Raw genomic sequence first — 21,660 nt, 5'->3', positions numbered from 1 at the left:
GAGGAGAGCAGCGGCATGGACGCCGAGAGGGACGTCGAGCGGCGCGTCCAGCGCGTCGGCACCGGCGCGAGCGACAGGCCCGGGACGCTGGAGACGGAGGCCGGCCCGGGCATGGGCGAGGCCGAGAGCGACGTCCGCGAGCGCGTCCAGCACCTCGGGACGGGCGGGCACGGCGACCTCGGAGACCGGGCGCCGGAGTCGGAGGGCGCCGAGGCCCGAGCGGACGTGCGGCGGCGCGTCCAGGGCGTGGGCACGGGCGCGAGCGAGGCCGCCGGGACGCTCGGGACGGACCCGGCGCCCGACACCGGCGGCGCGCGCAGGGACGTCGAGCGGCGGGTCCGGCACCTAGGGACGGGCGCGAGCGGCACCGCCGGAGACAGGACGGCAAGCGAGGAGTGAAGACCTGCCGCGTCGCCGGACTCAGGAAGGCGTGGAGGCGGTGAGCGGAAAAGAGGCCGCCGGGGTGGGAGCCGTCGTCGCGGTGAAAGAGGCGTAGCCGGCGACGGTGCGGGGCGGGCGCCCGTCCACTTCTTCGCCGGGCGGCCGGTTCTCGGGCATGCTCGCCTGGTCCCCGTCGGGTTCTTCCGCAAGCGGCATGACTCGTCTCCCCGAGGCGGCCGAAGTGATCGGTCCGCTCTACCGCACCGCGCCCGGTCTAAACATTCCCCTGGTCGTCAGGGCGGCGCGCCGACCCGCCGGGGCGCATCCGCCAGGGGCTCGGGATCAGGGTGCGGGCGTGGGCGGCGGCTGCGAGGTGGGCCGGGTCGCCGGTCCGGTCGAAGGCTTCGACGGCGGTGTCGGTGAACTTCAGGACGTGCTCGTCGCCGTGGTCCGCCGCGCGTTCCAGCGCTGCGGCGGGGGTGAGCCCGGCGGGTTCCGGATGCGGGGCCGGATCGGCGGGGGCGTAGGTCGCGACGATCGCGGCGGCCGCCGCCCACGCGGCCGCGAAGCCGCCCGTCCACAGCCGCGCCGGCAGCACCGGCAGGATGTGCCGGACGGCGTTCGGGGCCGTGGCGGCGTGCACCAGCAGGACGGGCGCGGCGCGGCCGAGGCCGAGGTACGCCGAGACCGCCGCGTCGACGAGGGATTCGAGGCGCTCGGGCACCTCCTCGGCCGACGCCGGGCCGCGCAGCCGGCGGACGCTCGCCGGCCAGCCGGACGTCCCGGCGAGCCGGTCCAGGCGGTGCGCGATGTATCCGCTCTGGTCCGCCAGGCGCGCGACGCCGCGGAGGGCGTCGGCCGGTGCGAGCACTCCCCCGGGCGGGACTGTCCCCGGCAGCTCGCGGTACCGCGCGGCCCAGAAGGCGAGCCCGTGCGCGAGCTCCTCGACCAGCTCCGGCGCGGGCGAGGCGCCGGGGGCGTCGCGCAGGGCCCGTACGGCGTGCCCGACCCGGATGACGCCGTGCGTCGACCCCGCCACGATGCCGGGGAGCAGGCGCGGCCACCATTCGGTGAGGACGTCCGTCCACGGCCGCTCGCGCAACTCGGTGCGGAAGAAGCGCGTCCAGGCGGGCAGGCGCCGGGCGGACCCGAGCGCCGCGCGCCAGTCGCGGCGGGAGATCTCCGCGCCGGAGGAGGGCGGCTCCGCGAGGCGCCTCACGTAGCGGTCGAGCCAGCGGTCGACGTCGACGTCCAGGCCGCGCCGCACGATGACCTCGACCGCCATCGGCCCGTGGTTGGTCATCCCGTGGTCGCCCTCCTCGTCGCCGCCGAACTCCGGGCCGTAGGCGTGAAGGCGCTGGTAGGACTCGAGCAGGCGGTCATGCGCTGTGGTCATGCGGGCAGTGTCCGCCCGCCGCCGGGACCGGGGCGACGATTAGGCTCTGCCCTAATCGAAGGGGCGGTCGGTGATCCACCTGCATTTCACCGCGGCCGACCTCGGCCGCGTCCGGTTCGCGTCGTCGCCGCTGTGGGAGTGCGTCGCCAGCGTGCGCACCCTCCAGAGCGCGCGCGACGGATGGCACCTGCACCGCGCGTGGTGCGACCGGTTCCGCGCCCGGGTTCACGAGCGGCTCCCGCCGCACGTGATGGAGCTGCTCACGGCGCTGGTGCGGCCCGCCGGCTACATCCCCGACTTCCTGGTCCCCTCGCCGCCCCGGCGGACCGTTCCGTTCGAGGACGCCCTCGCGCAGGTCGCCGCGTCCGACCCCGGGACGGTGGCGGGCGAGCTCGCGCACCTCGCCCGCCACCGCGCCGCGCAGCGCGGCGAGGGGCGGGAGCGGCGCAGGGCGCTGCTCCAGTCGCTCGTCGACCGGCCCGACGCCGGAATCGGGCGGGTCACCGACGCGCTCGCGGCCTACCACCGGGTGGCGGTCGCGCCGGATTGGGCACGGATCGAGGCGGTGCTCCAGGACGACGTCGCCTACCGGCTCCAGGCCCTCGCCGACGGCGGCGTCCAGAAGATGATGCGCGACCTGCACCCGTCGGTCGGGTTCGCGGACGGCGTCATCCGGGTCGTCAAGGACTACGAGGGGCACGCCGACCTCGGCGGCCGCGGGCTGGTCCTGGTGCCGTGCGCGTTCGCCTGGCCGGACGTCATCGTCCTCACCGCGCGGCCGAACGTCCCGACCGTGTCCTACGCGCCCCGCGGCGTCGGCAGGCTCTGGGCCCGGCGCCCCACCCCCGCCGCCGCGGCGCTCGCCGAGGTGCTCGGGCGGACCCGCGCGGCCCTCCTGGCGCAGCTGGACCTCCCGATGTCGACCACCCAGGCCGCCGCGCAGCTCGCCCTGTCGGCGCCCTCGGTCAACGCGCACCTCCAGGCTCTGCGGGCGGCGGGCCTGCTCGCGGCTCGGCGCGACGGGCGGCGCGTCCTGTACTCCAGGACGGAGCTGGGCGACCGGCTCCTCGCGGGCCGCTGACTCAGCGGGAGCTGCTCTGCGTGGCGCGGTAGTGGGAGGGCGAGACGCCGTAGAGGCCGCGGAACGCCTGGCGGAGCGCCTCCTCGCTGCCGAACCCGCAGCGGGCGGCGATCGTCTCCACGGTCAGCGCCGTGCCGGTCAGCAGGTGCGCGGCGGCCTCGCCGCGCGCCCGGCGCACGAACCGCCCCGGGCTCATGCCGAGCTCGGCCATGAACAGGCGGGACAGGTGCCGCTGGCTGACGCCCGCGCGGGCGGCCAGCGCCGCCGTCGACAGGTCCGCCGCCGGGTTCCCGGCGATGTGCGCGACGGCGTCCTGGACGAGGGAGTGGCGTGCCGAGGGCGCCGTGAACATGCTCATCTGCGCCTGGTTGCCGGGCCGCTGCAGGTAGGTCACGAGTTGCCGCGACACGCTCCGGGCCAGGTCCGGACTGACGTCGGCCTCTATGAACGACAGCGTGAGGTCCAGGGCGGCGGTCACTCCGGCGGACGTGCACACTCCCCCGTCCGTCACGAAGATCGGTCCGCTGTCGAACTCGACGGCCGGGAACCGGCCCGCCAGGTAGTCGGCGTGCTCCCAGTGCGTCGACGCGCGGCGCCCGTCCAGGAGCCCGGCGGCGGCGAGCACCCCGGCGCCGGTGCACACCGACGCCACGCGGCGGGACTCCAGGCCGAGCCTGCGCACGTGCGCGACCAGCCGCCCGTCCTCCATCGCGTCGACGTAGCCGATGCCCCCGGACACCACCAGCGTGTCGAGCGGCCCGGTGACCCGCTCCAGCGAGCACTGCGCCTGGAGCGTCAGGCCCGTCCCGGTGTGGATCGGCCGGCCGCCCGGCGAGGCGAGCGAGACGTCGTAGACGCCCCGGCGGTTCAGGAAGTTGGCCACCTGGAGCGCCGAGACGACGCAGGCGATGTCCAGCAGTTCGGCCGCCGGGTAGCCCACCACGAGGACGCGGCGCAGTTCGTGCATACCGCCACGGTATTGCCCGTCGGCGTCTCTATCACCTATGTCCGATAGACCGCTACCCCAAGTTTTCGGACCTCCCCGCGTCCGGAGCTGGCTGGGCCGGGCCCGGCGCGCCGAGAGTGATGCCATGGCTACCTCGTCCCACACCCTGGACTCCGATTCACGGGCCACCGCCCGCCCGCGCGCCTCATGGCGGCGGCTCACCCTGCACTACGTCGAGATGGTGCTCGCGATGTTCGCCGGGATGATCGTCCTCGGCGCGCTCCGCGCGGCTCTCGGGCTGACCGTCGACTTCGACGCGCATCCGGGCGCCCACTACCTGCTCATGGCCGCCGACATGGCGGTCGGCATGGCCGCCTGGATGCGCCTGCGCCGCCACGGCTGGGGCTGCACGCTGGAGATGTGCGCCGCGATGTACGTTCCGGCGGTGCTGGTCCCGCTCGTCTGGGCCGGCGTCATGAGCGGGATGGCGTTCATGACGGCCGCGCACGTCCTGATGATGGTCGCGATGCTCGCCGTGCTGCTCCGGCGCCGGCGCGAGTACCACCACTGAGGCCGCCGCCATGACCGCACCCGAGACCACGGTCGTCATCCCGCTGTACGACCGCTTCACCGCGCTGGACGTCGTCGGCCCGTACCAGATGCTGGCGCTCACGCCCGGCGTGCGCGTGGTGTTCGCCGCCGAGCAGGCGGGCCCCGTGCGCGACGACTGCCGCACCCTCCAGATGACCGCCGTCGGCCTCGACGAGGCGCCGCGCCCGGACGTGGTGGTCGTCCCCGGCGGCCCCGGCACCGTCCACGTCCTGGAAGGGGCGCTCCCGGACTGGCTGCGCGACGTCCACGCCACCACCCGCTGGACGGCCTCGGTGTGCTCCGGGTCGCTCATCCTCGGCGCCGCGGGCCTCATCAAGGGGCTGCGCGCGACCACCCACTACCGGCACCTGGACAAGCTCCCCCTCTTCGGGGCCGACCCGACGCCGGAGCGCGTCGTGGTCGACGAGGACGCCCGCATCGTGACCGCCGCGGGCGTCTCCAGCGGGATCGACATGGCGCTGCGCCTCGTCGAGCTCCTCACCGACACGCGGACCGCCCAGGCCGTGCAGCTCTGGACGGAGTACGACCCGCAGCCCCCGTTCGACGCCGGCTCCCCGGCGCGCGCTCCCGAGGACGTCGTGGAGCTGGCCGCCGAGTACGAGGCGGCCGCGCTGGAGGACGCGATGCGGGCGCGCTGACCCGCGAGCGCGGCGGCCCGCGAGCAGGCCGCCGCCTCGACGGTCGCGGGGGCGCCGCCGAGGCGCGTCCCGGCCGCCCTCCGGGCCGCCGCGCCCTACAATTCCACGGGTGACCGCCTACAGTGATCTTGATCCGTTCGGGGACCTGGACGCCTCCGCGCTGCCCCCGCGCCAGCAGCGGATCCTGGCGATGATCCGCGACTGGGCGGTCAGGTACGGGTACGCGCCGAGCACGCGCCAGATCGGCGACGCCGTCGGCCTGCGGTCGCCGTCGTCGGTGTCGCGCCATCTGGCGAGCCTGGAGGACAAGGGGTTCCTGCGGCGCGGCGCCGCGGTCTCCCGGCCGATCGACGTGCGCATGTTCCTGCCGGACCGTCCGGCGCGCGAGTCCGCCGACGGCCCGGTGACCGTGCCCGTCGTCGGGGACATCGCGGCCGGCGTCCCCATCCCGGCCGAGGAGCACGCCGACGACACGCTGGTGCTGCCCCGCGAGCTGACCGGGCGCGGCACCGTCTTCGGCCTGCGCGTGCGGGGCGACTCGATGATCGACGCCGCGATCTGCGACGGCGACATCGTCGTGGTGCGCCGGCAGCCCGAGGCCCACTCGGGCCAGATCGTCGCCGCCATGATCGACGGCGAGGCCACCGTGAAGGTGTACCGGCGCCGCGAGGGCCACGTCCTGCTCGAACCCCGCAACCCCGCCTACGACGTGATCGACGGCGACGAGGCGACCGTCCTCGGCATCGTCGTCTCGGTCCTCCGCAGCGTCTGACCGCCGCGGCGCCGGCGCCTGCCCGCCCCCTCAGAAGACGATGAAGATCACCCGGAAGCGGCCGCCTCGGAACAGGTAGCGGACGTACAGGGCGGACAGCCCCGCGATCGCGAGCCCCACGAAGCCCGCGCCGACGGCGGCGTGGGTGAAGAAGAAGAGGCTCGCCAGCGTGCAGAGCGCGGTCACGCCCAGCCACCACCAGAAGTAGAACCCCATGTACGTGGTCTTCGGGTGCGCCAAGGGAGTGTTGTGGTCTGACATGGCCGCTCCGTGTCTCGATGGGTGCGGGGCAATCCACGCCAGGCTTCCCGATGACTCCCTCGATCGGCAGCAATGCTGGACAACTCTGGAATGCACTGACATTCACCGATGGATGGCGCGTCACCGTCCAGGGGAAATGATGCAGGTGCGCCATACCGATGAGTAGTTTCCGCTGTCGTGGCGACCGGTCCTCGGCGGGCGTCCCCGCCGGTCAGATGCCGTCCACCACCTCCGCCGCCCTCCTCATCTGGCACTTCGCAAAGGCCGTCGGCGACGCCGTCGCGGTATCGCCGTGATCGATTTCGGCGCGGGATGAGAGTTCGCTATTTACGGCGTTGACCCACCTATCCCGATAGCGCGAAAGTTGGGCCGTTATGGAGCCATCGTGCGCAGAGGTCAACACCGCACGGTGAAGATCCAGGAATGGGGGACGGCATGGCCGTACCGAACCGTTTTCTCCGCCGTGTGACGGCCGGCGGCGTCGTGCTGGCGCTCCTCGCCGGCTGCGGTGGCGGGCCGGCGTCGAGGAAGGACCTCTGCGACGCGTACGGCAAGTACCAGAAAGAGGTCTCGCGGCCGCACTTCCTCTCCAACAAGGGGGTGTTCGACGCGCTGCGGGACCTCGGCGACACCGCCGAGCGCTACGAGGGGAACGCCTCGGTGCGGCAGGCGGGGCCGGCGCTCAAGAAGATGGGCGAGTCGGACTCCTACCGGCCGATGGAGGCCGAGTACCGCGCCCTCCCGATACGGGCGGAGTGCAGGACCGGCTGAACACCGCACCCGGCCGCTCACGGCGGCCGGGGCGTCCCGACGGCGGCCGGATCGACGGTGATCCGGCCGCCGTCAGTGCTGGGCGGCGAAGCCGAGCACGACGACCGCCAGCAGGAGGAGCCCGATGACGGCCACGGCGAGGAGGGAGATGCCGCCGCCTATCTCGATGTTGCTGTTCCGATAGGTGTCGCGCCCCGACGCCTGGAACGTCCCTCCGCTGACGTCTCGGACGTCCATGCGCACGCTGTTGCTCTGGGGCTGCGGGCGGGCGCGCTCGATCGCGGCGTCCAGTGATCGGGCGAAGGCCTCGTCACGCTCGGCGCCCTGGCGCAGCAGTGCCCGCACCCCCTCGTCGCGCCGCGGGTCCGCGGCGAACACCTCGAACGCCGCCAGCCGGTCGTGCAGCAGGAACCACCGCCTGACCAGGTCGTGCAGATCGGCCGCGCCCGCCGCGGCCGCCGGGTCCACGACGGCCGCGGCGAGCACCTCGACGGCCTCGGACGCCAGTCTCTCCGCCCGCATGGGGGCCTCCCTCCCGTTCATGCGGACGTCGGGCAGACGCGGGCCTGCCCGTTCGGGGCCAGGAGCTGCGCGTCCCCCCAGACCGCCCTGTAGTCGCCGCCGTACTCGCTGCCGTTCCTGGAGGTGATCAGCGTGACTCTCAGGTAGAGGGTGGCGTAGGCCGAGACGTCCTGGTCGAACTCGGCCGGCTTGCCCGGGCTCACCGTCTTGTGGTCGATCACCCTCTGATCGTCACCGAGCAGGGCGAACTCGGTGCTCGCCCTCACGTCCTCGTCGTCCGGCATGCCGGCCAGCGCCGTGAAGCGCTTGTACCGCTTGCTGGGAGTCAGGACGATGAGGCGGGCGCGGCCGACCTCGGACACCGGCATGAAGACGCTGCGGGCGCACTGCCGCCCGGCGAGGCGCGCCCCGGCTTGGGGCGCCGAACCGCCGGTGGAGACGCGGATCTGCTCCTCGGGCAGGTCGCGCAGGAAGACCGGTTCGACGGCGGTGGCGGGCGGCTTCCGCTGAACGGTCTCCGTGTTCTCCGGCCGGTAGTAGCGTCCGCCGGGCACCTCCGTCGACACGTGCGCGACCAGCGCCCCGTTGAGCACGATGATGAACGCCGCGCCCACGACCGCGCTGAACCCTCCCGCGTTCAGCGTGAAGCTGCGGTTGTGGGTCATGTGCGCGTCCCGCCCGGCCGCCTGCGCGCTGATGCTCCCGCGCCCGGCACCGCTCGGCGCCGGCTGCCATGCGCCCCGCAGGACGATCACGGCCGTCAGCATCAGCGCACCGGCGAACCCGGCCCACACCCAGTCGCCGCCGAATATCCGGCCCGCCGCTCCGGCGCCCAGGCACAGCAGCAGCACCAGCACCGCCTTCAGCAGCGCACGGCGCGCACGGCGGGGGCGGGGCCCGCCCATGGACGCCTCCACTCCCACGCCGTCGCCCGATCGGGCCCTGGTCGTCATAGGTACAGATCCCTCCCCGCGATCGTCGAGTCGGAGATCCTCGCGTCCCCCCCGATGTTCAGGTAGACCCCGCTGGGCGGCCGCGGCGCGTCGCCCGCACGGTCGGCCGGACGTTCGACGGGCTCGCCGCCCTCGGCGGCCAGCCTCGCCGCGATCCCGTCCTCACAAGGCACATGGAGCCACGCCCGCAGCGTCGACTCCTTCTCCCTCACCACGGTGGGGTGGAAGGCGGCGGGGTCGAGGTCCTCGTAGCCGTACCCGACGACGGTCTTGTGGACGGTTTCGGAGAGCAGGTAGGCGACCGGGCCGTCCGCCTGCGCGAGGGCCGCCCTCAGGACGCGGGCCTCGTTCAGCCGGAAGGTCTCGTCGACGCCGGCACCGACGAACCCGTACTCGTCCTGGAACGCCTGCCCGATGTTGACCGCGACGCGCAGCCGCGGCGGGTGGGGTCCGGTGGGCGCCGTGCTCGACAACCGCAGCAGCCCGGAGACGATGACCTTCGGCGGCACCGGATCCGGCACCGAAAGCGGCCACAGCATGAGGACCCCGTCCCCCCGGTCGAGGTGGACGCACGCCGTCCACGCCGACCCCAGCGCCTGCTCCAGCCAGGCGTACATCTCCTGCCGCGCCCAGCGCCTCCCCATGTCGTTGCGGGACGCGCTGCCCTTCATATCGGCGACCGCCATCACCGCGGTCTGCGGATACTCGGTCATGCTCGGGCGACCTCCTGTGGTATCGCGAGCCGCATTTCGGCTCGGCCCCGCGGACTCCTGACCGAAAGGCGTCCGATTCGCCTTCATCTTGCTCAGTCCCCCCAAGGCGCGGGCGGCGTGCGGGCCGGGTAGCTTGTGCCCCGCTCCGGCAGGGAAGCGAAAATTTCCGCCATTCCCCATGAAACCGCAGGCCAGATAATTGATCACTGATCTTGAAAGGGCCGGCCCCGCGCACCGGAGGCCGGAGGAACGCAGGGAGATCGGCCGGGGAAATGGCGCACTTGCGCCATTCAGCACTTCCGCTGGCCGGCCTCCTCCAGGAGTCGCGCGAGCCCTGCGGGGTCGGCCACGCTGACGGTCCCGTGACCGGTGACGACGAGGCCGCGCCTCCTGAGCTCGGTCAGCGCCCGGACCACCGAGCTGCGCGACACCCCCAGCACCTCGGCGATCTCCCGCTGGAACCGGACCGGCGCCCCGCCCGCGCCGACGGCCGGGCGGGCCAGCAGGTTCGCCACCCGGACCAGCGTCGGCCCGCGGTCGGTCCCCCTGATCGCGTCGGCGCTGCGCAGCCGATGGGCCAGCACCCGCAGCAGCGCGCGGGTGATGCCCTCGTGCCGCCGCATCACCCGGTCGAACGCCTCGTGCGAGAGCTGCACGACCTGCCCCGGCCGGACGATCCGCACCGTGGCGGAGTGCGGCCGGCCGTCGACCAGCGACAGCTCGCCGAGGATGTCGCCCGGTACCCGCGACGCGAGCCACCGCTCCCCCTCGCACGCGCGCGTCACCACCTCCGCGTGCGCGGTCAACAGGATCGCGATCCTCGGTGAGCGGCGTCCCTCGCTGTAGATGCCGGCACCCGCCGGAACGAGCCGGACGACGCCGGCGGAGATCAGTTCCCGCTTTTCCTCGGCGCGCAACTGCTGAAGGAAAGGACGCCCCGCCAGCTCCCCGCCCATAAGCGACGTCATTCTCCTGGTACCTTCCTTATCGGCCGCCGTCGGCCGCAGTGGTCGCCCCTTTACCGCGCCCGCCCAGCGGGGGCCGGGGCCGTTCTCCTGTTGACGAGCATCGGACGAGCGTCGAATGAGCAATGACAGCCCGCGAAAGCGCCGGTGGAACATCGACCATGTCGCTGAGGACCTCGACCACGCCGACAAGGACGCCGACCACGGCGACGGGAGCGCCGGCCGGGCCGCCGAGGAATCCGCCCGCGCCGGCGGGGATTCCGGCGGCGCCGAACGTGCCGCCCTCCGGAACGGAGCCCGGCGCGCGGCGGCGCCCAAGCGCGTTCTCGTGATCGCGGACGAGTGGTTCCCCGCGCGCGGCGGCCTGAGCTCGCTCAACCGCCACCTGTGTGCGGCGCTGGCCGCGGCGGGGGCGGAGGTGCACTGCCTGGTGCCCGGCGCCTCCGCCGAGGAGCGGGCCGACGCGGCGGCTTCCGGCGTCCGCCTGCTGGAGGCGCGGCGGAGCCCCGGGACGAGCGAGCGCGAGGCTCTGATGCGCAGGCCGCCCCTCCCGCCGGGGACGGAGCCGGACGCGGTCATCGGGCACGGCCGGGTGACCGGCCCGATCGCGAACGCGGTCACCGAGGACCACTATCCCCGCGCCGCCCGGTTCCACCTCGTCCACATGGCCCCCGACGAGATCGAGTGGTACAAGCTCGACGGCGGGAACGACGCCGGCCTGCGGGCGGACACGCGCAGCCGCATCGAACTGGACCTCGCCCGCGACGCCACCGCCGCCGTGCCCGTGGGGCCGCGGCTGCACGGCTGGCTGGCGCGGGACCTGCCGGCGGGCCGCGACGGGCACCGCGCCAGGCTGATCCAGCTCGATCCGGGCTTCGACATGGCCGGGCCGCCCGAGCGCGGGATCCGGGCCGGTCGCCCGCTGGTCATGATCATGGGCCGGATGGACGACGTGCGGCTCAAGGGGGTGGATCTGGCCGCCAGGGCGATCGGCCGGGCGCGCGGGCTGTACGCGGGCGCCGCGGACTGGGAGCTGCTCGTGCGCGGAACCCCCGCCGGCACCGAGCAGGCGCTGCGCACGCAGGTGCTCGGCTGGATCGGCGACCCCTCCGCCTCCGTGACGGTGCGCCCGTACTCCGCCGAGACCGCCGCGATCCAGGAGGACCTGGACCGGGCCAGCCTGCTGCTGATGCCCTCCCTGGTGGAGGGCTACGGGCTGGTCGGGCACGAGGCGATCGTCAACGGGACGCCCGCGCTGATCAGCGCCAACAGCGGGCTGGCGGAGCAGGTGGCGAAGGTGGCGCCGGACCACGCCGGCGCGCTCGTCGTGCCGGTGCGGCACCGGGTGGAGGAGGACGTGCCCGCCTGGGGCCACCGCATCGCCGCGGTGATGGGCGACCGCGAGGCCGCCTTCGCCCGGGCGGCCCGCGCCCGCCGGGCCCTCGCCGAGAAGGCGAGCTGGGCCATGGCGGTCGACCGCCTGCTCACCGTCCTGTGACCGATCCGCCATGGCCCGCCTTCGCCCAACCGGCCTCCAGGAGAGCAGAAGGCGGGCCCGGTCCGGGCCGAGGCTGGAAGCCGCTGGACGGCTCTGGACGGCGGCGCCGCTAGGACGCCTCGTCCTCCGCCCCCGCACGGGCCGGGTCGGCGAGCGGTTGCCCCATCGCCTCGAACATGGCCGCCGCCTCCGCGCGGTACGTCCGGCCCAGGGCCGGGTTTCCGGCCGCCTCGTGGGCCGCGGCGAGGTCCCGCAGGACGTGCGCGGTCCAGAAGCGGTCGCCGAGCAGGCGGTCGAGCTCCAGCGACCGCTCGAACAGCGCGACCGCCTGTTCCGGCCGGTTCAGCCGCCGCTCGATCCGTCCGAGGCACCGCAGCGCGTCGGCCTCGCCCTCCGCGTAGCCGAGCCGCCGGTACAGGGCGAGAGCCCTGCGCCCGAGCGGCAGGGCCTCCTCGTGCCGGCCGAGCCGCTCGCGCTGCTTCGTCACGTGGGTCAGCCCGTCGGCGCGGGCCAGCAGGTCGCCGACCGCGGTGGACGCGCGCAGCGCCCGCTCCGCCTGCCCGAGCGCCTCGGGTAGGTCGCCCAGGGAGTCGTGCAGCCGGGTGAGCGACAGGTGCGCCTGGAAGACGCCCCTGGCGTCGCCGATGGCCGAGCACTCCGCCAGCGACGTCCGCAGCAGCGGCAGCGCCTCGTCCTGCCGGCCCAGCCTGGTCAGCCCGTCGCCGAGGAGCCGCATCGAGGTGGCCTGGACGGCGCGGTCCCCGGCGCGCAGCGCGGCCTCCAGCCCGATCCGGTGCAGCGCCACCCTCTCGGCGCGCCGCCCGCTGCGGCGCAGGAAGACGGTCGCGGCCCAGGCGAGCCCCCAGACGTGCCGGTCGAAGCCCTCGGCCGCGGCCTGCCTCATCGCGGCCTGGAGCGCGGGCATCTCGGCGGCGAACCACGCCATCGCCTCCGGCCGGTCCCGGAGCGGGGGGCCGGGGCGATCCGGGACGGCGGGCGGGAGGTCGGCCTCCCGGCACGGCTCGAGCGCCCGGGCGGCCCGGACCGCGGTGCCCAGGTAGTGGTCGAGGAGGCGCTCCGTCGCCTTCCCGCGTTCTTCCGCGGGGTCGCCGCCGGCCAGCTCGCGGGCGAACTCCCGCAGCAGGTCGTGGGCGGAGAACCGGCCGAGGGCACCCTCGGTGAGGAGGTTGGCGCGGGTCAGGGCGTCGAGTTCGGCGGCCGGCGGCCCGCCGGCGCCGAGCAGTGCCCGGCAGGCGTGGGCGTCGACGTCGGGGTAGGGCCCGATCAGCCGGAAGAGCCGGGCCGCCCGCTCGGGGAGCAACGCGTAGGAGGTGCGGAACACCGTGCGCGGGTCGAGGTCGAGGGAGCCCTCCCCCAGCGCGCCGAGCCGGTCGGGCGCCTCGCGTAACCGGGACGCGAGGGCGGCGAGCCGCCAGTCCGGGCGGTCGGCGGCGCGGGCCACGACCACGCATAGCGCGAGCGGCAGCCCGGCGCACAGGTCGATCAACTCGTCCGCGGCGCCGGTCTCGGCGGCGACCCGCGCCGGGCCGAGCCAGCGCCGCAGCAGCTCGCGCGCCTCCGCGCGGGGCAGCACCGGAACGGTGACGCGATGCGCGCCCTCCCGCACCACCAGGCCGTCGAGCCGGTCCCGGCTGGTGACGATCACCAGGCTGTGGCGGGTGCCGGGCAGCAGGGGCCGGACCTGGTCGGACGACCTCGCGTCGTCCAGCACGACCAGCGTCCTCCGGCCGGCCAGGAGGGTGCGGTAGAGCGCGCTCTTCTCGTCGAGGCCGTCCGGGATCGACTCCGGCGCGGCGCCCAGCGCGTGCAGGAACCGGTGCAGCGCCTCACCCGGGTCGAGCGGGCCCTCCGGATCGAAACCGCGCAGGTCGATGTGCAGTTGGCCGTCCGGGTAGCGCTCCTTCACCCGGTGCGCCCACCACAGGGCCAGCGTGGTCTTGCCGACCCCGGGCGCGCCGTCGATCGCGGCGATCGTCGTGGTGACGCCGCCCGGGTCCTCCAGCAGGGCCGCGAGCCGGGCGAGCTGGGCGTCCCGCCCGGTGAAGCGCTCCGTCACGCACGGCAGCTGGCGCGGCACCGCCGCCTCGGCGCCGCGCGGTCCGCGCTGCTGCGCGACCTCGATCTCGTCGCGCAGCGTGCTCAGCCGGCGGCGCGCCTCGCCGCCCGCGTCCAGGGCGGTGAGCAGCTGGTCGAGGACGGAGGTGGGCGGCAGCGTCGTGCCGTTCAGATAGGCGTAGACGCTGCTCCGCGAGACGTTGGTCCGCCGGGCCAGCTCCGCGCGGTCCACTCCGCGCCCCTGCCGCCGCTCCCGGTCGAAGAGGAGGTGGTTCAGCTGCTGGGCCAGCTCGCGCCGCATCTCCCCCGGGTCGTCGGCGGGCCTGCGAGACACCATGGCCCTCCGCGCTCGTCTCTCCCCACAGCGGGCTCAGCGTATTACGGGCCATTCCGGCTCAACCTCCCTTCGCGGTGACTTCGCTGGCCGGAAGAGGTCCGAGCGGCGCGGGGCCTCAGCGGCGGCCGCCGAACTCCCAGGCATGGACCTCGATGGCGGCGTAGCGGTCCTCGGTCAGGACGGCGCGGGCCGTGTCCGCGTCCGGGGCGCGGAGGAGGGCGGCCGTGCCGAGCCAGGCGGAGCCGTCGTCGGAGAGCAGGGGGCCGAAGGCGATCAGGTCGTCGTTCGGCGGCGCCTCCAGGTCGGCGGCCTCCCCCTCCCCCAGGCCGATGACGAGGAAGCGGTCGCCGCCGGTCCGGCCGCCGGGGAACTCCCACATCGTGCGGCCCAGCGTGTTGCGCCACCGGCGGATCATGACGTCCCGGTACGCCCCGGCCTGGTAGCACGGTTCGTCGAAGGCGAACTCGCGGGCCGCGGCGGGATCCGGCAGGTCGACGATGTGGACGCTGCCGGTGGCGTCGTCCCCCACGAAGGTGGGGCCCCGGGCGATCAGCTCCTTCTCGAACCGGTCCATGTAAGACCAGTGCTCCTCCAGCAGCTCGACGCGCAATCCTCCCGAGCCGGGACGGTCACGGTGATAGCAGAAGAATTCCATTCGTGATTTCTACCAGCTGCGGGGTCAGGCGGGCTCGCGCGGACTGACGGTCATGTGGATGTCCTCGGCGGCCCAGAGGACGAAGCGTTCGATGGGCGTGACCGTCCGGTCGGGCACCGGCCGGAACGCGAGGCGCTTGAGCAGGACGGCCAGGACGAGCTGGGCCTCGACCATCGCGAGCGCGGCGCCCTCGCAGCTGCGCGGGCCGATCCCGAAGGGGATGTAGGCGAGGCGCGGGCGCCCGGCCGACGCCTCCGGCGCGAACCGGCCGGGGTCGAACGTCTGCGGGTCGGGCCAGTGGTCGGGGTTCGTGTGCACGGCCCAGAACGGATAGAAGATCGTGGTGCCGGCCGGGACGGTGTACTCGCCGAGCACGATGTCCTCGGTCGCCTCCCGCGCGCCGTACGGTCCCGGCGGGTACAGCCGCATGGTCTCGCGGAGGACCATGTCCAGGTAGGTGAGCTGCTTGAGGTCGCCGTACTCGGGGACGGGGCGGTCGCCGAGCGCCCGGTCCAGCTCCTCGACGACGCGCTCGGCGGCGTCCGGGTGGCGGCCCAGCAGGTACAGCGTCCAGGAGATGGCGACGCCGGTGGTGTGGTGGGCGGCGAGCATCGTCATGAGGACCGTGTCGCGGATCCGCGCCGGGGACTCGCCCGCCTCGGCGAGGGCCGCGATGAGGTCGCTCCGGCCGGCCGGCTCGGAGCCGCGCTCGCGGTGCGCGGTGAGCACCTGGTCGACGGTGGCGCGCAGGTAGGCCAGGGCCTCCTGGGCGCGGCTACCCTCCCCGTCCCCGGCCTGGCCCATGTACTCGGTGAGGACGGTCTCGAACGCCGACACGACCCGCGCGGCCGAGTCCGGCGACTCCAGGCCGCTGCCGAGCGCGTACTGGCAGATCATGCGCAGCGACAGTTCGCTCAGGTCCTGCTGGAGCGCGATCGGGCCGTCATGCGCCTGCCAGCGGTCGGCCAGCTCGGCGGCCAGCGCGGTGAAGCGGGCGAAGTGCGCCTCGTGCGAGGGGCGCCCGGCCAGCACCGACAGCATCACCCGCCGCCAGGGGCCGTGCTCGTCCGCCGGGATCGTCTGCAGGTTGCCCGACTCCTGGAGCGGCGCCAGGAACTCGAACAGCCTCTCCGGCCGCTTGTTGATCTTCGCGGTGGCCTCCAGCAGCACCGGGTCGGCGACCGACACCGCGAGGCCGGCACCGGGCAGCGGGAACCGCACCACCGGCCCGTACTCGGCGTGCAGCCTCAACTGGTACTCGTGCAGCCCTCCGGCCGCCGCGATGGCGGCGGAGCCGTCGTCCCGGGCGGGCGGTCCCGGGATCTGGGAAGGGGTGCCGGCGTCGACTCGCATTCGCGCTCTCCCGCGTTGGCATCGTCGTTTCGGTTGTTTCCGAGTTGATCGCAATGCTTACATGTCACGGGTAACTTCGCGACATTTCCCGGGCGGAAAGTCGCGGCGCCGCAAGCCGGGGAGAGGACGCTGGACACCGTCGATCCGCACACGCCGAACGTTCCGCGAATGTACGACTACCTCCTGGGCGGGAAGGACAACTACGCCGCCGACCGGGAGGCCGTGGAGGAGGTCGTCCGGCACGCCCCCGACACCCCGCTCATGGCGCGCGAGAACCGCGCGTTCCTGCGGCGCGCGGTGCGGTTCCTCGCCGAGTCGGGGATCCGCCAGTTCATCGACATCGGCTCCGGCCTGCCCACCCAGGGCAACGTGCACGAGATCGCCCACCAGGTCGCGCCCGACGCCCGCGTCGTGTACGTCGACGTGGAGCCGGTCGTGCTGGTCCACGGGCGGGCGCTGCTGGCCGGGACGCCGCAGGTGACCGTCATCCAGGGCGACGCGCGCAGGCCGGGCGAGATCCTGGCCGACCCCGAGGTGACCGGGCTCATCGACTTCGACCGGCCGGTCGCCGTGCTGATGCTGGCGGTGCTGCACTTCATCGGCGACGGCGACGACCCGCCCGGGATCGTGGCGCGGCTCCGCGACGCGATCGCGCCCGGCAGCTACCTGGCGGTGTCGCACGTGACCGGCGACTTCGACGCCGACAAGCGGGTCCGGGACGCGGGCGCGGTGTACGAGCGGGCCACCTACCAGATCACCCTGCGCGGCCGCGCGGCCGTCACGCGGCTGTTCGACGGTTTCGAGCTCGTGGACCCGGGCCTTACGACCCTGTCGATGTGGCGCCCCGATCCGGGGACGACCGTGCCGCCGGCGGCGGACCGCCAATGGTGCTACGCGGGGGTGGGGCGAAAGCCCTGAAACTCGGATCCGCCGGCCATTGTGACGTGCTTTTCGGACAAGCCCGGCAAAATGGGTTAAGGACCCCTTGCAGGGATAGGGCGCTCCGCCTCGGCGCACCCCCTTCCACGCGGGGCGCGGTATGCGGGGAAGGCCGAGGCGCACGCCGGCATCGCATCGGCGCGCCGTTCCGAGGAGCGTTCCATCGGCGCGCCGATGGAACGCCTACGCCTTCCGTCCGCCGCGCAGGGCGCGAGGGAGGGCGGTGGCCGCGCGGCCGACCCTGAAGCTCACCGAGCCGCGGACGGCCTCCAGTTCCTTCTGGGCGCGGGCCAGCCTCTCCTCCGAACGCGCGAGCCGCTTCTCCGCCTGCGCGAGCCGCTCCTTCAGCCGGCCCGCCTCGTTGTAGGGGCGCGTCGCCCCCTTGCCCTTGAGGCGGACGAGCCGCCGTCCGGCGACCTGCTGGACCTCGTGCCAGGCGTCGTCCCGCGTCCCCAGCCAGTCGAGGAGGTCGTCCTGGACGGTGTCGGCGTCGCCCCACGTGCCGTAGAACTTCTGCGTCGTGACGCAGATCGGGCGCAGCCCGCCGGCGGCCACCGCGCCCCACACCGCCGCGGACACTCCGGGGGTGTGCTCGGACCGGTAGTCGTCGCACACGATCAGGCCCCCGGCGGGGAGCATCACGTGCGCCGCCTCGATGTCGGCCCGCACGTGCTCGTACAGGTGGGACGCGTCCACGTGCACGAACCGGCAGGTCTCGGGCTGGACGTGGTCCAGGATCAGCGAGGTCGGGCCCTGGACGATCTCGGGGAGGCGGTCGTGGAAGGCGCGGTAGTTCGACTCGAACGCCCGGCGGGTCAGGGTGGAGTACGACCCCTGCATCTCCGCCTGGTTGGAGTCGTCCGGCGCGTCGGTGTCGAACAGGTCGCACACCGTGAAGGTCTCGCCGTCCCGCAGGTGGCGTCCCATCAGGATGGCGCTCTTGCCGAGGTAGGAGCCGAGCTCCACCAGGTCCCCGCGCTCGCCGAGGCGCTCCTGGCGTTCCAGGAACCAGGTGAACAGGAGCTGGTCGAGCTTGGGGAACCACCCCTTGACGTCGTCGAGGGAGGAGGGGGCGGCGGGGGAGGCGGGGGGCGCGGTCTCTGGGCTGATCATGTACGGGGCTCCAACGTCGGGTTTCGGGAGCAGGGGACGCGAGACGAATTCGCCATGATAGGTGAGTCCCTCTTCATGGCAACAAAGCTGGATATCGGGCACTTGGCACCCTCGGTCCGCCCTGGTGGCCGCCGGTGGCGGGGCCCCGGCGGCCCCGAGCCGCCGGGGGCGCCGCCGGTGGGGCGCTGTTGACAGGGCGCTCACCCGGCCCGTAGCGTGCGGCTGATTCACGGTTGCCCGAGGGAAATCCGGTGAGATGCCGGTGCGGACGCGCCACTGTATCCGGGACGCCGATCCCGGGAGCCAGGTCGCTCGGGTGATCGCGACCTCATTGTCCGGGACGCGCTAGATCCCCTACGGAGGCTCCGTGAGCACGCTGTCGGCTCCGCACATCCCCCTCTCCCGCCTCGTTCCCTGGCTGCTCGCAGTGCCCGCGCTGCTGCTCCTCGGCTACCTCGTCCTCATGGACAACGGCGCCGTCTCGCAGACCGGCGGATACCTCCACGAGCTGATGCACGACGGGCGGCACCTGCTCGGCGTGCCCTGCCACTAGGCCGCCGCATGGTGCGCACCCTGCTGGTCAGGGGCCTGCTTCTGGGCCTGCTGGCCGGTCTCGTCGCGGGCGTCTTCGCCTTCGCGGTCGGCGAGCCCCGCGTGGACGACGCGATCGCCCTGGAGAAGGCCGCCGCGACGCACGAGCACGAGACCACGACACACGAGCACGAGACCGCGACACACGAACACGAGGGAGCACACGAGCACGGCGGGGAGGTCGGCCGCGGCACGCAGAAGGCCGGGCTCTTCCTCGCCACGGGCCTCTACGGGCTCGCGGTGGGCGGCGTCTTCGCGCTCGTCTTCGCGGGCCTGCGGGGACGCGTGGGGCCGCGCTCGGACGCCGGGCTCGCCCTCGCCGCCGCCGGGACGGCCTTCGCCGCCGTCATCGTCGTGCCGTTCCTGAAGTATCCGGCGAACCCGCCCGCGGTGGGCGATCCGGAGACGATCAACACCCGGACCGTGCTGTACCTGGCGATGATCGGGGTCGGGCTGCTGTCGACCGCGATCGCGGTGACGACGGCGCGAAGCGTGCGCGGCGGACCGTGGGCGCGCTGGCCCGCGGCCGTGCTGGCGTTCGTCGTCCCGGTGGCGGTGGCGTCGCTGCTCCTCCCGGCCGTGGACGAGGTACCGGACGGGTTCCCGGCCACGCTGCTGTGGCAGTTCCGCATCACCTCGCTGGGGACCCAGCTGGTGTTCTGGGCGTCCTTCGGAACCCTGTTCGGGTGGTTCTGCGACCGGGCCGCCCGTGCCCCGGCCCCGGCGTGAGCGGGCCGGGCTGACCGGGCTGCTGCTCGTCCGGCACGCCACGTCGGCGGGGATGCGGCAGGCCCGCTTCCCCGCCGGCGACGCCGCCGACCCGGCCGGCCTGGCCAGGGCGGAGGCGCTGGCGGGCGCGCTCCCGGACGGCGACGCGTGGACCTCGCCCGCCCGCGCCGCCCGGGAGACCTGCACCGCGCTCGGCCTCGCCGCCCGCCCGGTCGCGGCGCTCGCCGAGGCCGACCCGGGTACCTGGGCCGGCGTCCACTACGCGGACATCGCCCCGGACGCGCTGGCCGCCTGGCTGGCGGATCCGGACGCCGCGCCCCACGGCGGCGAGAGCCGGTCCGCCCTCGCGGCGCGGGTCGCGGCGTGGCTCGGCACCGGGCCGTCCGGCATCGCCGTCTGCGACGCGGGCGTGATCCGTGCCGCGCTCGCCCATGCGCTGCGCGTCGACGTCCTCGCGGCCGACCGGTTCGACGTCGCGCCGCTGTCCACCACGAGGCTCACCCCCGCCGGGAACGGCTGGCGGGTCGCCCACGTCAACCGGAAGGTCCAGGTGTGAACGTCGCCTATCCGTTCAGCGCCGTCGTCGGGCTGGACGACCTGAAGCTGGCGCTGCTGCTCAACGCCGTCTCGCCACGGGTGGGGGGTGTGCTGGTGCGCGGTGAGAAGGGCACGGCCAAGTCGACGATCGTGCGGGCCCTCGCCGGGCAGCTCCCCGCCGTGGACACGGTGGCGGGCTGCCGGTTCGCGTGCGACCCGGCGGCGCCCGACCCGTCCTGCCCGGACGGCCCGCACGAGCCGGGCGGACCGGCCGAGCGCCGGCCGTCCGCGCTGGTGGAGCTGCCGGTGGGCGCCTCGGAGGACCGGCTCGCCGGGTCGCTGGACGTCGAGCGGGCCCTGACCGAGGGCGTCAAGGCGTTCGAGCCGGGCCTGCTCGCGGCGGCGCACCGCGGCGTCCTGTACGTGGACGAGGTGAACCTGCTGCACGACCACCTGGTCGACCTGCTGCTGGACGCCGCCGCGCTCGGCACCTGCTACGTGGAGCGCGAGTCGGTGTCGGTGCGGCACGCGGCCCGGTTCCTGCTGGTCGGGACGATGAACCCCGAGGAGGGCGAGCTGCGTCCCCAGCTCCTCGACCGCTTCGGGCTGACGGTCGAGGTGCGGGCGTCGCGGGACCCGCGGGAGCGGGCCGAGGTCGTCCGGCGGCGGCTGGCCTTCGAGGCCGACCCCGCCGCGTTCGCCGCGCGCTGGCGGGACGCCGAGGCCGAACTGGCGGGGCGCATCGCGGCCGCGCGGGAGAGGCTCACCGGGGTCCGGCTGCCGGACGAGCGGCTGGAGCAGATCGCGGCCGTGTGCGCGGGCTTCGAGGTCGACGGTCTGCGCGCCGACCTCGTCACGGCGAACGCCGCGCTCGCGCACGCCGCGTGGCGGGGGCGCGACAAGGTGACGGCCGAGGACGTGCGCGCGGCCGCCCGGCTGTCGCTGCCGCACCGGCGCCGGCGGGACCCCTTCGACGCGCCGGGCCTGGACGAGTCGCTGCTCGACGAGCTGCTCGACAGCACCTCCCCCGGCGACGACCCTCCCCCGGACGGCGGAGGCGGCGGCGAGCCCTCTTCCCCTCCGCAGGGCGGAGGGCAGGGCCCGTCGCAGAACCCAAGCCCGGAGCAGGACACGAACAGGGAGCAGAACGCGAGCCGGGAGCAGAGCGCGAGCCCGTCACGGGACGCGAGCCCCGAGCGGAACGCAGGCTCGTCAGATGACGCGGGCCTGTCGCAGAACAGGGGCCCGTCGCAGGACGCGGACCTGGCGCAGGAGGAGCGGTCCGGCGGCGGGGGCGGCGAGCGGGTCGCCTCGGTCGCGGCGCCGCACGCGGTGCCGCTGCTGGAGGTGCCGGGCGTGGGCGAGGGCTCCGCGGGACGGCGGTCGCGGTCGCGGACGGCCCGGGGCCGGGTCACCGGGGCGCGCCGTCCGGCGGCGAAGGTCCGCGACCCCCACGTGGTGGCGACGCTGCTGGCCGCCGCACCGCGGCAGCGGGCGCGCGGCCGGTCCGGCGCGGGCCTCGTGCTGCGCCCGGACGACCTGCGGGAGGCGGTCCGCGAGGGCCGCGAGGGCAACCTGGTGCTGTTCGTCGTGGACGCCAGCGGCTCGATGGCCGCGCGCCGCCGCATGGAGACGGTGAAGACGGCCGTGCTGAGCCTGCTGCTGGACGCCTACCAGCGCCGCGACAAGGTCGGCCTGATCACCTTCCGGGGGCGCGCCGCCGACCTCGTCCTGCCGCCGACGTCGTCGGTCGAGGCGGGCGCGGCGCGGCTGCGGGCCCTGGCCACCGGGGGCCGCACGCCGCTCGCCGCCGGGCTCGCC

At 74.6% G+C, this 21,660-nt stretch carries 24 protein-coding genes; 12 read left to right on the top strand and 12 right to left on the bottom strand.

Going from position 1 to position 21,660, the window contains the following annotated elements:
* Positions 1-15 precede the first annotated feature (15 nt).
* Positions 16-399 carry a hypothetical protein gene (locus tag ABWI07_RS34745; RefSeq protein ID WP_149263205.1) on the top strand — a complete coding sequence of 128 codons (384 nt, stop codon included), beginning with the start codon at positions 16-18 and terminating at the stop codon, positions 397-399.
* A gap of 21 nt (positions 400-420) precedes the next feature.
* On the opposite strand, the gene ABWI07_RS34740 is transcribed toward ABWI07_RS34745, so the two are convergent.
* Positions 421-597 (bottom strand): hypothetical protein, encoded by a 177-nt coding sequence (locus ABWI07_RS34740; protein WP_353821163.1) that lies wholly within the window; start codon positions 595-597, stop codon positions 421-423.
* A 58-nt stretch (positions 598-655) separates the two neighbouring features.
* Positions 656-1,777, bottom strand: a complete 1,122-nt coding sequence (locus ABWI07_RS34735) for a questin oxidase family protein (RefSeq protein ID WP_353821162.1) — start codon at positions 1,775-1,777, stop codon at positions 656-658.
* A gap of 70 nt (positions 1,778-1,847) precedes the next feature.
* Between ABWI07_RS34735 and ABWI07_RS34730 the strand changes: the two genes are divergently transcribed.
* Positions 1,848-2,858 (top strand): DUF5937 family protein, encoded by a 1,011-nt coding sequence (locus tag ABWI07_RS34730; protein WP_353821161.1) that lies wholly within the window; start codon positions 1,848-1,850, stop codon positions 2,856-2,858.
* Position 2,859: 1 nt separating this feature from the next.
* Here ABWI07_RS34730 and ABWI07_RS34725 read toward each other — a convergent pair whose 3' ends face one another.
* Entirely contained in the window at positions 2,860-3,825 is a 966-nt protein-coding gene (locus ABWI07_RS34725; protein WP_353821160.1) for a GlxA family transcriptional regulator, read from the bottom strand.
* 124 nt (positions 3,826-3,949) lie between these two features.
* Between ABWI07_RS34725 and ABWI07_RS34720 the strand changes: the two genes are divergently transcribed.
* The 3 genes from ABWI07_RS34720 to lexA all read left to right on the top strand — a co-directional run bounded on the left by ABWI07_RS34720 (position 3,950) and on the right by lexA (position 5,826).
* Positions 3,950-4,375 carry an LPXTG cell wall anchor domain-containing protein gene (locus ABWI07_RS34720; RefSeq protein WP_353821159.1) on the top strand — a complete coding sequence of 142 codons (426 nt, stop codon included), beginning with the start codon at positions 3,950-3,952 and terminating at the stop codon, positions 4,373-4,375.
* 10 nt (positions 4,376-4,385) lie between these two features.
* Positions 4,386-5,054: a DJ-1/PfpI family protein gene (locus ABWI07_RS34715; RefSeq protein WP_149263202.1), complete on the top strand. Its 669-nt coding sequence runs from the start codon at positions 4,386-4,388 to the stop codon at positions 5,052-5,054.
* A gap of 109 nt (positions 5,055-5,163) precedes the next feature.
* Positions 5,164-5,826, top strand: coding sequence for a transcriptional repressor LexA (gene lexA / locus ABWI07_RS34710; RefSeq protein WP_353821158.1), 663 nt, complete (start codon positions 5,164-5,166; stop codon positions 5,824-5,826).
* Between the two features lie 30 nt (positions 5,827-5,856).
* Here lexA and ABWI07_RS34705 read toward each other — a convergent pair whose 3' ends face one another.
* The gene (locus ABWI07_RS34705) at positions 5,857-6,087 is read right to left on the bottom strand and encodes a hypothetical protein (RefSeq protein ID WP_149263200.1); all 231 of its coding nucleotides are present in this window, start codon (positions 6,085-6,087) and stop codon (positions 5,857-5,859) included.
* 435 nt (positions 6,088-6,522) lie between these two features.
* On the opposite strand from ABWI07_RS34705, the gene ABWI07_RS34700 reads away from it, so the two are divergent.
* Positions 6,523-6,858: a hypothetical protein gene (locus ABWI07_RS34700; RefSeq protein ID WP_149263199.1), complete on the top strand. Its 336-nt coding sequence runs from the start codon at positions 6,523-6,525 to the stop codon at positions 6,856-6,858.
* 72 nt (positions 6,859-6,930) lie between these two features.
* Here the strand turns inward: ABWI07_RS34700 and ABWI07_RS34695 are convergent, their stop codons facing one another.
* The 4 genes from ABWI07_RS34695 to ABWI07_RS34680 form a co-directional block, all read right to left on the bottom strand.
* Positions 6,931-7,380 (bottom strand): hypothetical protein, encoded by a 450-nt coding sequence (locus ABWI07_RS34695; RefSeq protein WP_149263198.1) that lies wholly within the window; start codon positions 7,378-7,380, stop codon positions 6,931-6,933.
* A 17-nt stretch (positions 7,381-7,397) separates the two neighbouring features.
* Complete coding sequence (locus ABWI07_RS34690; protein WP_353821157.1) at positions 7,398-8,333, bottom strand: NPCBM/NEW2 domain-containing protein; 936 nt, start codon at positions 8,331-8,333, stop codon at positions 7,398-7,400.
* Complete coding sequence (locus ABWI07_RS34685; RefSeq protein WP_149263196.1) at positions 8,330-9,046, bottom strand: hypothetical protein; 717 nt, start codon at positions 9,044-9,046, stop codon at positions 8,330-8,332. The genes ABWI07_RS34690 and ABWI07_RS34685 overlap by 4 nt, the downstream gene beginning before the upstream one ends.
* A 290-nt stretch (positions 9,047-9,336) precedes the next feature.
* Complete coding sequence (locus ABWI07_RS34680; protein WP_160161123.1) at positions 9,337-10,014, bottom strand: Crp/Fnr family transcriptional regulator; 678 nt, start codon at positions 10,012-10,014, stop codon at positions 9,337-9,339.
* A gap of 115 nt (positions 10,015-10,129) precedes the next feature.
* Between ABWI07_RS34680 and ABWI07_RS34675 the strand changes: the two genes are divergently transcribed.
* Positions 10,130-11,509 carry a glycosyltransferase family 4 protein gene (locus tag ABWI07_RS34675; protein ID WP_149263194.1) on the top strand — a complete coding sequence of 460 codons (1,380 nt, stop codon included), beginning with the start codon at positions 10,130-10,132 and terminating at the stop codon, positions 11,507-11,509.
* Between the two features lie 109 nt (positions 11,510-11,618).
* Here ABWI07_RS34675 and ABWI07_RS34670 read toward each other — a convergent pair whose 3' ends face one another.
* The 3 genes from ABWI07_RS34670 to ABWI07_RS34660 form a co-directional block, all read right to left on the bottom strand.
* A complete protein-coding gene (locus tag ABWI07_RS34670; RefSeq protein ID WP_353821156.1) occupies positions 11,619-13,922 on the bottom strand; it encodes an ATP-binding protein in 2,304 nt (767 codons plus the stop codon).
* Positions 13,923-14,037: 115 nt separating this feature from the next.
* Positions 14,038-14,577: a YciI family protein gene (locus tag ABWI07_RS34665; RefSeq protein WP_353821155.1), complete on the bottom strand. Its 540-nt coding sequence runs from the start codon at positions 14,575-14,577 to the stop codon at positions 14,038-14,040.
* Positions 14,578-14,601: 24 nt separating this feature from the next.
* Positions 14,602-15,930 carry a cytochrome P450 gene (locus tag ABWI07_RS34660; RefSeq protein WP_353821154.1) on the bottom strand — a complete coding sequence of 443 codons (1,329 nt, stop codon included), beginning with the start codon at positions 15,928-15,930 and terminating at the stop codon, positions 14,602-14,604.
* Positions 15,931-16,059: 129 nt separating this feature from the next.
* On the opposite strand from ABWI07_RS34660, the gene ABWI07_RS34655 reads away from it, so the two are divergent.
* Entirely contained in the window at positions 16,060-16,848 is a 789-nt protein-coding gene (locus tag ABWI07_RS34655) for an SAM-dependent methyltransferase (protein ID WP_353821202.1), read from the top strand.
* A gap of 204 nt (positions 16,849-17,052) precedes the next feature.
* Here ABWI07_RS34655 and ABWI07_RS34650 read toward each other — a convergent pair whose 3' ends face one another.
* Positions 17,053-17,982 (bottom strand): class I SAM-dependent methyltransferase, encoded by a 930-nt coding sequence (locus ABWI07_RS34650; RefSeq protein ID WP_353821153.1) that lies wholly within the window; start codon positions 17,980-17,982, stop codon positions 17,053-17,055.
* Positions 17,983-18,349: 367 nt separating this feature from the next.
* On the opposite strand from ABWI07_RS34650, the gene ABWI07_RS34645 reads away from it, so the two are divergent.
* From ABWI07_RS34645 to ABWI07_RS34630, 4 genes are all read left to right on the top strand, one after another.
* Positions 18,350-18,535 (top strand): CbtB domain-containing protein, encoded by a 186-nt coding sequence (locus ABWI07_RS34645; protein ID WP_149263190.1) that lies wholly within the window; start codon positions 18,350-18,352, stop codon positions 18,533-18,535.
* Between the two features lie 8 nt (positions 18,536-18,543).
* The gene (locus ABWI07_RS34640) at positions 18,544-19,302 is read left to right on the top strand and encodes a CbtA family protein (protein WP_353821152.1); all 759 of its coding nucleotides are present in this window, start codon (positions 18,544-18,546) and stop codon (positions 19,300-19,302) included.
* Positions 19,283-19,858, top strand: a complete 576-nt coding sequence (locus ABWI07_RS34635; protein WP_235037248.1) for a histidine phosphatase family protein — start codon at positions 19,283-19,285, stop codon at positions 19,856-19,858. The genes ABWI07_RS34640 and ABWI07_RS34635 overlap by 20 nt, the downstream gene beginning before the upstream one ends.
* A partial coding sequence (locus ABWI07_RS34630) for a VWA domain-containing protein (RefSeq protein WP_353821151.1) occupies positions 19,855-21,660 on the top strand: 1,806 nt, incomplete at its 3' end. The genes ABWI07_RS34635 and ABWI07_RS34630, both read left to right, overlap by 4 nt.

This window comes from Actinomadura sp. NPDC000600 (genome assembly GCF_040492135.1).
In the GTDB taxonomy this organism is placed as follows: Bacteria; Actinomycetota; Actinomycetes; order Streptosporangiales; family Streptosporangiaceae; genus Spirillospora.
The sequence above is the reverse complement of the archived record's forward strand: the minus strand, read 5'-3'. Positions and strand labels throughout refer to the sequence as shown.